We start from the raw sequence: 10,882 nt of genomic DNA on the forward strand, positions 1-10,882 counted from the left end.
CGCTCTTTCTTTTTAATTTGGATTTTTTCAAATTGACACTATTTGTGCCAGATTTCTAATAACTCATCAAGTTCTAGTTGATTTAATTGTGCATCAGGAAAATCTGATGGTGTATATCCAAAAGCATTTTCTGACTGACAATGTTCTATAATTAACCTGATTGCTTGAATATAGCTCTGTGCCAAATTCTCCACTGTGGCTTGAGTATGAACATTACTACCGTAAGTCCAATCAATTTGTAATTCTCCTTCAATAACCAAAGCATTAATATCTAATAAATGGTCACGAATTTGCTTGAAACTCTGATTAGCTCCAGTGGATTCAGGGGCAAATTTCCAATCACTTTGAGATTCTACTTGGTCAAATTGTCCTAAATAATTAAAACTAATTTCTGGAGTAGGAATTGTTTGTAGTTGTTGATTAACAGTAATATCTTTACATAAGTAACGCAAAATACCGTAGCCAATGCCACGATTGGGAATTGCTCGTAATTGTTCTTTAATTGATTTAATAACAGATGCTGGTTGGTCTAAGTCTGGTAGTTGCAATAATACTGGAAACAAACTGGTAAACCAACCTACAGTCCGCGATAAGTCTACATCTTCAAATAGTTCTTCTCTACCATGTCCCTCTAAGTTAATTACTACGGTGGAATTACCTGTCCATCGTGCCAATGAAAGTATTAATGCACTTAGTAGTATATCGTTAATTTGTGTATTATAAGCTTCGTTTACTGACCCCAACAGTATCCGGGTTTCTTCTACATTTAATTTCACTGATACAGAAGCAGCATTATCAACTGTATTTTCTTGTAGAGCGCGAGCAGAATCTAATGGTAGTGGCGTTATTTTAGACCAGGATTGATTTAACCAATAGTCTAATTCTTGTTTGATAATCTCTAATTGTGCATAGTTGCTTAGTTTTTCTGCCCAATCAATGAATGCTGTTGTTTTGGCATTTAGTTGTATCGGTTGTTGTCCGACAAGTTGTTGATAAATTGTTTCTAAATCTGATAATAAAATTCGCCAACTTACACCATCTACTGCTAAATGATGAATAATAATTAGTAAACGTGCATCACTTTCGCTACCCAAGTTAAACATTACCACTTTTATTATCGGGCCTGTTGACAGGTTTAAACTGGCTTGAAATTCTGTGGCGATTTTTGATAAAGCTTGTGATTGTAATAGTTTGGGAGTTGATGATAAATCTATTATAGAAAATGGTACATTATTATCTTTATCAGAGTTTATTTGTTTAGACTCAGACGCTTGCAATCTGAATCGTAAACGCAGAGCGTCGTGATGTTCTAATAATTTTTCTACAGCTTTTTCCAGTAATTCAATTTTTATATTCTTGGGTAGTTGTAATAAAACTGATTGGTTGAAATGGTAAAAATCTTGTAGATTTTGCGCAAAAAACCAGTGTTGAATTGGCGTTAGTGGTGCAACTCCGGTAACTATACCTTGTTGAGCACTTACACAAACTGTTGTATTGGCAACCCTAGCTAGTTCGGCGATGGTTTGATTTTGAAATATTTGTTTGGTAGTGATTTGTATTCCTAAGTTTTTGGCACGAGAAACTACTTGAATGCTAAGAATGGAATCACCACCGATTTCAAAGAAGTTGTCGTGGATGCTGACTTTTTCTTTAAGAAGCAGTTCTTGCCAAATATTGGTTAAGGTTTGTTCTATGGCTGTATGTGGTGCTACGTATTCGTGTTTTCGAGTGATTACCCCATCTGGTGCTGGTAGAGCTTTTCTGTCTACTTTGCCGTTGGGTGTGAGTGGTAGCACCTCCAATGTGACAAAAGCTTTTGGTACCATGTAGTTTGGCAGTTTTGACTCTAAAAAGCTACGTAGTTCAGGAATGATCAGTGTTTGCTCTTTTTGAGGGACAACATAAGCTACCAACTGTTGAGAATCGGCTGAATCTTCACGAACTACAACTACAGTTTCTCGCACTGCTGGGTGTTGAGTGATGAGTGCTTCAATTTCTCCAAGTTCAATGCGGAAACCACGTACCTTAACTTGGTTGTCAATACGACCTAAATATTCGATGTCTCCATTTGGGAAATATCGTGCTAAATCGCCGGATTTATAAAGACGCGCATTGGGTTTATTACTAAAGGGATTAGGAATAAATCTCACAGGTGTAAGTTCTGGTCGGTTTAAATAACCTCTGACCACACCAGCACCACCAATATACATTTCACCTGTTACTCCGATGGGTACTGGCTGCCCATCTCTATCTAGTAAATAAACTTGTAAGTCATCAATTGGACGACCAATTATACTTGCTGATGCTACTTCTAAGTCTGCCATTGTTAGCAGACGATATGTAACATGCACAGTTGTTTCCGTAATCCCGTACATATTGACTAACTGGGGAAACTGGTCGCCATGACGCTCAAACCAAGGTCTTAAGCTCTCAATTTGCAATGCTTCTCCACCAAAAATGACCTTTCGTAGGCTTAAGTTGTTAATATTTTCCAGCGATTCTTCTACCTGTATCAGTTGACGGAAAGCAGAAGGTGTCTGGTTAAGTACAGTCACTTGCTGTGTTAACAATAATTGATAAAACTCTTGAGGTGAACGAGTCAGCCAATATGGTACTACTATTAATTTTCCACCATACAGCAATGCCCCCCAGATTTCCCAAACGGAAAAATCAAAGGCTATAGAATGGAATAGTGTCCAAACATCATGTTGGTTAAAGTTATACCAGGATTCAGTTGCTGCTAATAAACGAACAACGTTGCTGTGATTGACTAATACACCCTTGGGTTGACCTGTTGAGCCAGAGGTGTAGATAATATAAGCTAGGTTATTAGTTGTATACTCACTAATTGGGTTTTGTGAGCTTTGTTGAGCTACAATTTCCCAGTCTGTATCTAGACAAACAACTCTAGTCTGATGTTGTGGCAAATTCTCTATCAGCTGCTGTGTTAATAGTACTGACACAGCAGCATCTTCTAGTATAAAGGCTAATCGCTCATGAGGATAGGCGGGATCGAGTGGTACGTATGCACCACCTGCTTTGAGGATAGCTAAGAGTCCGACGACCATATCAAGCGATCGCTCTACACAAATCCCTACTAATACCTCTGGTTTGACTCCCAGGTGTTGTAGGTAGTGCGCTAGCTGATTTGCTCTGGTATTTAGCTGACGATAGGTTAACTGTTGGTCTTCAAATACGACTGCGACTGCATCAGGTGTGCGTTCTACCTGCGCCTCAAACAACTGATGGATGCATTGATTTTGAGGATACTCAACTTCTGTATGATTCCACTCGTATAGCAATTGATGCCGTTGTGCTTGTGTCAACAGTGGTAACTGCGACAAACGTTGCTGTGGATTTGCCACAATTGCTTGAAGCAACGTTTGCAAATGAGCCGCCATCCGGCAGATTGTATTTTCTTCAAATAAATCACTATTGTATTCTAAAGAACCAACCAACCCCGACTGTGTTTGTTCGATTTGTAGGGTTAAATCAAACTTGGCGGTATCGCTTTCGCTTTCTACAGAACTTAAAGTTAAACCAGGCAACTCTAAAACGGACATTGGTGCATTCTGAAGCACAAACATCACTTGAAATAGTGGTGTATGACTTAAAGAACGCTCTGGTTGCAGTTGCTCAACTAACAACTCAAAAGGCAAATCCTGATGTGCATAAGCTCCAAGTGCTACTTCCCGCACTCGTTTGAGTAGTTCCTCAAAGCTGGGATTTCCTGCTAAGTTGGTTCTCAATACTAAAGTATTGACAAAAAATCCAATTAATCCTTCTATCTCTGTTCGGTTGCGGTTAGCAATCGGCGAACCAACTACAATATCTTCAATACCTGTATAACGCCATAAAAGTGTTTGGAAAGCTGCTAATAGGGTCATAAATAAAGTACTTCCCTGCTGCTGACTTAATTTATTTAGAGATGCAGATAATTCTTGTGATAGCTCAAATGAGTAAGTCCTACCTCGGAATGTTTGAATTGCTGGTCTTGGGTGGTCTGTAGGTAATTCTAATACTTTTGGTGCGTTCTCTAAATGCTTGAGCCAATAAGATAGTTGAGTTTCAAGTACTTGTGCTTGCAGCCATTGTCGTTGCCATACCGCGAAGTCTACATACTGTATTGCTAGTTCCGGCAATGGTAAAGGTTGTCCAGACAAGAAAGCTTGATAAAGTGTTGCTAACTCTCGCACTATTACATCTATTGACCAAGCATCAGAGATGATGTGGTGCATTGTCAACAGTAAAATATGTTCTTGCTCGTCAAGACGTAAGAGTTTGACTCTCAGCAGATGGTCACTGCTGATGTCAAAGGCAACTTGTGCTGCTTGTGCTGCTTGTTGTTTGACTTCAACTTGTTGTTGGTTTGCAGTTAATTCGCTGATATCGACTATTGACAATGTTAAAGGCTTTTGTTCATAGATGACTACTACTGCTTGCCCTTGTGTTGTTTGGAAATTGGTTCGCAGTACTTCATGGCGGCTGATGATTTCGTTGAAGCTTTGTTGTAGTGCTTCTAGATTCAATTGTCCTTCAAGACGAACAGCAGCAGGTATGTTGTAGAAGGAGCTATCTGGTTCTAATTGAGCTAAAAACCACAGCCTTTGTTGAGCAAATGATAGCGGTAGTTGTTGCGATCGCTCAATTGGTTCTATGTTCGTCGATTCGACTGCTGAGTTTACTTTAGTAGCTTTTTCAATTTCTTTTGCCAGCCCGACTATTGTTGGTTTTTCAAATAAATAACGTAAAGGAAGTTCTACTTGAAATACTTGCCGAATTTGGGACATTACGCGAGTGGCGATTAACGAATGACCTCCTAATTCAAAGAAATTATTATTAATGCCTACTTTGTCTATACTGAGTATTTCTGACCAAATACCTGCTAATAAATTCTCAATTGGTGTTGAGGGAGGGACTATATTCGATGATATTACCTGTGTTATGTCGGGTACAGGCAATGCTTTACGGTCAACTTTACCGTTAGGTGTGAGTGGGAGTGCTTCTAATATGATAAAAGCTGTTGGTACCATGTAGTTTGGTAACTTTGACTCTAGGAAGCTACGTAGTTCAGGAATGACCAGTGTTTGCTCTTTTTGAGGAACGACATAGGTGACTAAATTTTTAGAATCTGCTGAATCTTCACGTACTACAACTACAACTTCTCGTACTGCTGGGTATTGGCTAATCAGTGCTTCAATTTCTCCAAGTTCAATACGAAAACCACGGATTTTTACTTGGTTATCAATCCGACCAATGTATTCTATCTCTCCATTCGGCAAATAGCGTGCCAGATCCCCAGTTTTATACAACCGTTTTCCTGGTAGGTTTGCGTAAGGATTGGGAATAAATTTATCTGCGGTGAGTTTTGCTTCGTTTAGATAACCACGGGCTAAACCTTCACCACCAATATACAACATCCCTTGTACACCTACGGGAACCAGTTGTAAATTCTGATCTAATAAATAAATCTCAGTGTTGTGAATCGGGCGACCAATCGGTGGGGTGTTGCTAGCACCTTTGTGTATCCAAGCACACGTGGAATAAGTTGTATCTTCAGAAGGTCCATACAGGTTAAATACCTGTTGTATATTATTTTGCTGATAAAGTTGTTGTACAAGTTTATTATGAAGTGGTTCTCCTGCCACATTCACAGTCTGTACTGAAGCTGGAATGGCATCATTTCTTAATAACTGTGAAATTACACTTGGGACAGTATTAATTAAGGTTACACTCTTAGCTGCTGGCGAAGTTTGTAAATATAATGCATTCTCGATTAAAATTACCTTGCCACCGTAACATAGAGGAACAAATACCTCAAATACTGAAAGGTCAAAGCAAATCGAGGTTGATGCCAAAACTCCCAACCTAGCTTCAATCGCAAAGGTTTTGTTTGCCCAGTCCAACATTGCTACTGTGCTAGCGTGTTGAATCATTACACCTTTTGGCCTGCCTGTTGAACCAGAGGTATATATGACGTAAGCTAGGTTGTCAGTAATTAGTTCAGAGAATAAATTTTGCTTACTGTGTTCTGCAATTGTCTGCCAATCAGCATCTAAACAAACGACCTTAGCTTTATGTTGCGGTATTATCTCTACAAGCAACGCAGTAGTCAACAACACTGACACAGCAGCATCTTCTAGTATAAATGCTAATCGCTCATGAGGATAGGCGGGATCGAGTGGTACGTATGCACCACCTGCTTTGAGGATAGCTAAGAGTCCGATGACCATATCAAGCGATCGCTCTAGACAAATTCCTACTAATACCTCTGGTTTGACTCCCAGGTGTTGTAGGTAGTGCGCTAGCTGATTTGCTCTGGTATTTAGCTGACGATAGGTTAACTGTTGGCCTTCAAATACGACTGCGACTGCATCAGGTGTGCGTTCTACCTGTGCCTCAAACAACTGATGGATGCATTGATTTTGAGGATACTCAACTTCTGTATGATTCCACTCGTATAGCAATTGATGCCGTTGTGCTTGTGTCAACAGTGGTAACTGCGACAAACGTTGCTGTGGATTTGCCACAATTGCTTGAAGCAACGTTTGCAAATGAGCCGCCATCCGGCAGATTGTATTTTCTTCAAATAAATCACTATTGTATTCTAAAGAACCAACCAACCCCGACTGTGTTTGTTCGATTTGTAGGGTTAAATCAAACTTGGCGGTATCGCTTTCGCTTTCTACAGAACTTAAAGTTAAACCAGGCAACTCTAAAACGGACATTGGTGCATTCTGAAGCACAAACATCACTTGAAATAGTGGTGTATGACTTAAAGAACGCTCTGGTTGCAGTTGCTCAACTAACAACTCAAAAGGCAAATCCTGATGTGCATAAGCTCCAAGTGCTACTTCCCGCACTCGTTTGAGTAGTTCCTCAAAGCTGGGATTTCCTGCTAAGTTGGTTCTCAATACTAAAGTATTGACAAAAAATCCAATTAATCCTTCTATCTCTGTTCGGTTGCGGTTAGCAATCGGCGAACCAACTACAATATCTTCAATACCTGTATAACGCCATAAAAGTGTTTGGAAAGCTGCTAATAGGGTCATAAATAAAGTACTTCCCTGCTGCTGACTTAATTTATTTAGAGATGCAGATAATTCTTGTGATAGCTCAAATGAGTAAGTCCTACCTCGGAATGTTTGAATTGCTGGTCTTGGGTGGTCTGTAGGTAATTCTAATACTTTTGGTGCGTTCTCTAAATGCTTGAGCCAATAAGATAGTTGAGTTTCAAGTACTTGTGCTTGCAGCCATTGTCGTTGCCATACCGCGAAGTCTACATACTGTATTGCTAGTTCCGGCAATGGTAAAGGTTGTCCAGACAAGAAAGCTTGATAAAGTGTTGCTAACTCTCGCACTATTACATCTATTGACCAAGCATCAGAGATGATGTGGTGCATTGTCAACAGTAAAATATGTTCTTGCTCGTCAAGACGTAAGAGTTTGACTCTCAGCAGATGGTCACTGCTGATGTCAAAGGCAACTTGTGCTGCTTGTGCTGCTTGTTGTTTGACTTCAACTTGTTGTTGGTTTGCAGCTAATTCGCTGATATCGACTATTGACAATGTTAAAGGCTTTTGTTCATAGATGACTACTACTGCTTGCTCTTGTGTTGTTTGGAAATTGGTTCGCAGTACTTCATGGCGGCTGATGATTTCGTTGAAGCTTTGTTGTAGTGCTTCTAGATTCAATTGTCCTTCGAGACGAACAGCAGCAGGTATGTTGTAGAAGGAACTATCTGGTTCTAATTGAGCTAAAAACCACAGCCTTTGTTGAGCAAATGATAACGGTAAATTTTCCTGCCGTTTTACTGGGTAAATAGGCTGATTATTAGAACTTACAGCTACATTATTTTTGCGTATAAAAGCGAGGATATCTTCTTTGCGTTCAGCTAATTCTAATTTGATAACTGGGGTTAGCACATCTTTTGGAGCGCTACAGCGTAGGCGATTCTCTTCTATCCAGAGCTTGACATCCACACTGCAAAGATAAGACAAAAACTCTTCAATAGTTTTCATAATTCTATCTCCTCGCGACCGTTGTCTACTCCGTCTGCTGAAATAAGCTGTAGCTTTTGTACTGTCAGCATTTTCTCAATACATTCTACCAATTGAGCTACTGTCGGTGCTTCAAACAAACTACGTAAAGGTAACTCTATCTTAAATGCTTCACGCAACCTGGAAATAGCTTGAGTCGCCAATAAAGAATGTCCACCTAAATCAAAGAAGTTATCGTGAATACTTACATGTTCTTGCTTTAATATCTGACTCCAGATGTCAATAACTATCTCCTCTGCGGGAGTACGGGGTGCAATAAAGCCAAATTCAGATTCATTCTTAAAATTTGGTACGGGTAATGCGCGACGATCTACTTTACCACTAGGGCTTAGAGGCAGTGCTTCGAGAGATACAATCGCAGAGGGTATCATATACCCTGGTAGCTTTTCTTTTAAGAAATCGCGTAACTGTTGGATTAGTTCGCTACTGTTGCGATCATCCTGATGAAACTCAGGGCTAGGTACAACATAAGCAACTAAGCGTTTATCATCAGGATTCTCTTCTCTAACTACAACTACAACTTCCCTAACACCTGGATGCTGACCCAAAAAAGCCTCAATTTCTCCAAGTTCAACCCGGAAACCACGAATCTTTACTTGATGGTCAATACGTCCCAGAAATTCAATATTTCCATCAGGAAGCCACCTTCCTAAATCTCCAGTTTTATAAATTAAATCTTGGCGATTTGCTGGTAACTTTTTCCTTGCATCCGGAAATGGGTTATGAACAAAACTTAAATTAGTTTTTTCTTCATTTTTCCAATACCCCGCACCTACACCAATTCCCGATACACATATCTCTCCAGGAACGCCAATTGGTAATAGTTGCATTTGCTCATCTAGAATGTAGAGATTTAAATTGGCTAATGGTTTACCAATTGGCACTGTTCGCTGATTTTCAGCAAAAGGCTTGTCAACGATAAATTGAGTAATATCATCAGCAGCCTCTGTGGGACCATAAGCGTTAACAATTTTGATTTCTGGATATATTTCTAGCCACTTATTTACCCAACTTACGGATACTGGTTCTCCTACAACCATCATCCATTTTAAATTGGGTAATTCTCTTTGGTGAATTCCTAGCTTTGAAGTATATTCAAGTAAGCCGCCAAATAATGCCGGGACTAATTCAACGACTGTAATTTTTTCTGATTTGAGTGTCTTAAATAGTTTATCAGGAATCGCAACAGTTTCTACATCTACTATTACTGTCTTGCCACCGATTAAAAGCGGTGCCAAAAACTGCCAGACAGAAATATCTGTCGAAGAAGGAGCGCTTTGGAGAAAACAAAATTCTTCTGTTAACTGCAACTCATCAAATTGGGCATAAATATGATTAATTGCACCATCATGTCTGACAATTGCCCCTTTTGGTAATCCTGTAGACCCGGAAGTATAAAGCATATAAGCTGGGTCAGCAGCATCATTAATCGGTTCTATATTATCATTCGGCAACTGTTCAAAGTCTAATTTATTATATATTTTTATTTCAGCGCGATCGCCAAGCGTTGTCTGACCAGAAATCAAACTATCTAAACAAATAATAGATGATAATTGCGAACAATCTTCTGCTAAGTCTGATAAAACATTTAATAACGAATCATCTGTGAATAAAAATCTGACTTCGCTATTAGATAGCATATACTTAATTCGGTTTGGTGGGTAAGTACTATCAATAGGTACATAAGCTCCACCTGCTTTATAAATAGCAAGGATAGCAATGAGAAAATTGATATCACGGTCTTTAAATATACCTACAAATTCTCCCTTGCCAACTCCTAATTTCCGCAATAATTCTGCTAGCTGATTAGCTTTTTGGTTGAGTTGTTGATAAGTTAGCTTAGTTTGTTGATGAATTACAGCTATATTGTTAGGAGTTTGTAATACTTGCTTTTCCAACAATTTGTTTATTGTCTGATCAACTTGATATTCTTGAGTATTGTTATTAAAGTTTTTCAGTAGTTTATATTCATTATCTTCTTTAATAAACAGAATATCTGAAATTTTAATATTAACTTGATTAATACAATCTTCTAGAACATTTATATAACATTGACTCATCAATTTTATATTTTCATCTTGAAATAAATACTCATTATAATCTATATTTGCACTAATGTTTTCACCATTAAATGAAAAATAAATTGTTATGTCATTATTTAAGTTATTAAACTCATTTTGATTATGAATGTTTTCTAATAAAACTACTATGTCAAAAATTGGACAACGATTCGGAGTTGTCGGTATATTTAATAGCTGAATTAATTCATCAAAATTAAAGCTTTGATTGTTGTAAGCACCGATGATTGCATCCTTGACTTGAAAAAGAAAATCTTTAAATGAAAGCTGGGGCTGTACTTGAGTATATAAAGGAATAACTTTGTTATTTATCTCATTTGTCAAAATTTCTTTATATACTGGTATACCGACAATAACATCATTGTTTCGGGTATATTTTTGTAGCAATATCTTTAATGTAGATACAAGTATTAAGTACATTGAAAAGTAAGAACCTTTAGCTAGCTTAATAATTGCCTGAGATAAATCTTTTGATAAATTAAAGTTAAGAGATTTATTTTTGCCAACCGAAGATAAAGGTCTTACATAATCCAGTAACAGATTTGCTTCTGGTAATTCTCCCGATAGTTTATTTATCCAATAAATTTTTTGAGATAATAAGTCGTTGTTATATTGTGAATTTTGATTCATATTTTACTCCTAATAACATTGAAAAATTATTTAGCAATATGCACATATAAAACTTGAAATTTAAGTATTATTTTAAGGTTACACTAGCTAGTTACAGTAGATTTCAATAAGTGT

Annotated in this window: 2 protein-coding genes; both read right to left on the reverse strand. The window is 38.1% G+C overall.

The window, feature by feature from the left end; all coding sequences use genetic code 11:
- Window positions 1–38: 38 nt before the first annotated feature.
- Entirely contained in the window at window positions 39–8,021 is a 7,983-nt protein-coding gene (locus tag V7K79_RS22415; RefSeq protein ID WP_335050544.1) for an amino acid adenylation domain-containing protein, read from the reverse strand.
- Window positions 8,018–10,768 (reverse strand): non-ribosomal peptide synthetase, encoded by a 2,751-nt coding sequence (locus V7K79_RS22420; protein WP_335050545.1) that lies wholly within the window; start codon window positions 10,766–10,768, stop codon window positions 8,018–8,020. Before V7K79_RS22420 ends, V7K79_RS22415 begins: the two co-directional genes overlap by 4 nt.
- Window positions 10,769–10,882 lie beyond the last annotated feature (114 nt).

Source organism: Nostoc sp. (genome assembly GCF_036917575.1).
Classification (GTDB): Bacteria; Cyanobacteriota; Cyanobacteriia; order Cyanobacteriales; family Nostocaceae; genus Nostoc.

What these genes read in the sequence shown, in the direction of transcription:
- V7K79_RS22415 (WP_335050544.1), bottom strand. Translation starts at nt 8,021, where the DNA reads ATGAAAACTATTGAAGAGTTTTTGTCTTATCTTTGCAGTGTGGATGTC.
- V7K79_RS22420 (WP_335050545.1), bottom strand. Translation starts at nt 10,768, where the DNA reads ATGAATCAAAATTCACAATATAACAACGACTTATTATCTCAAAAAATT.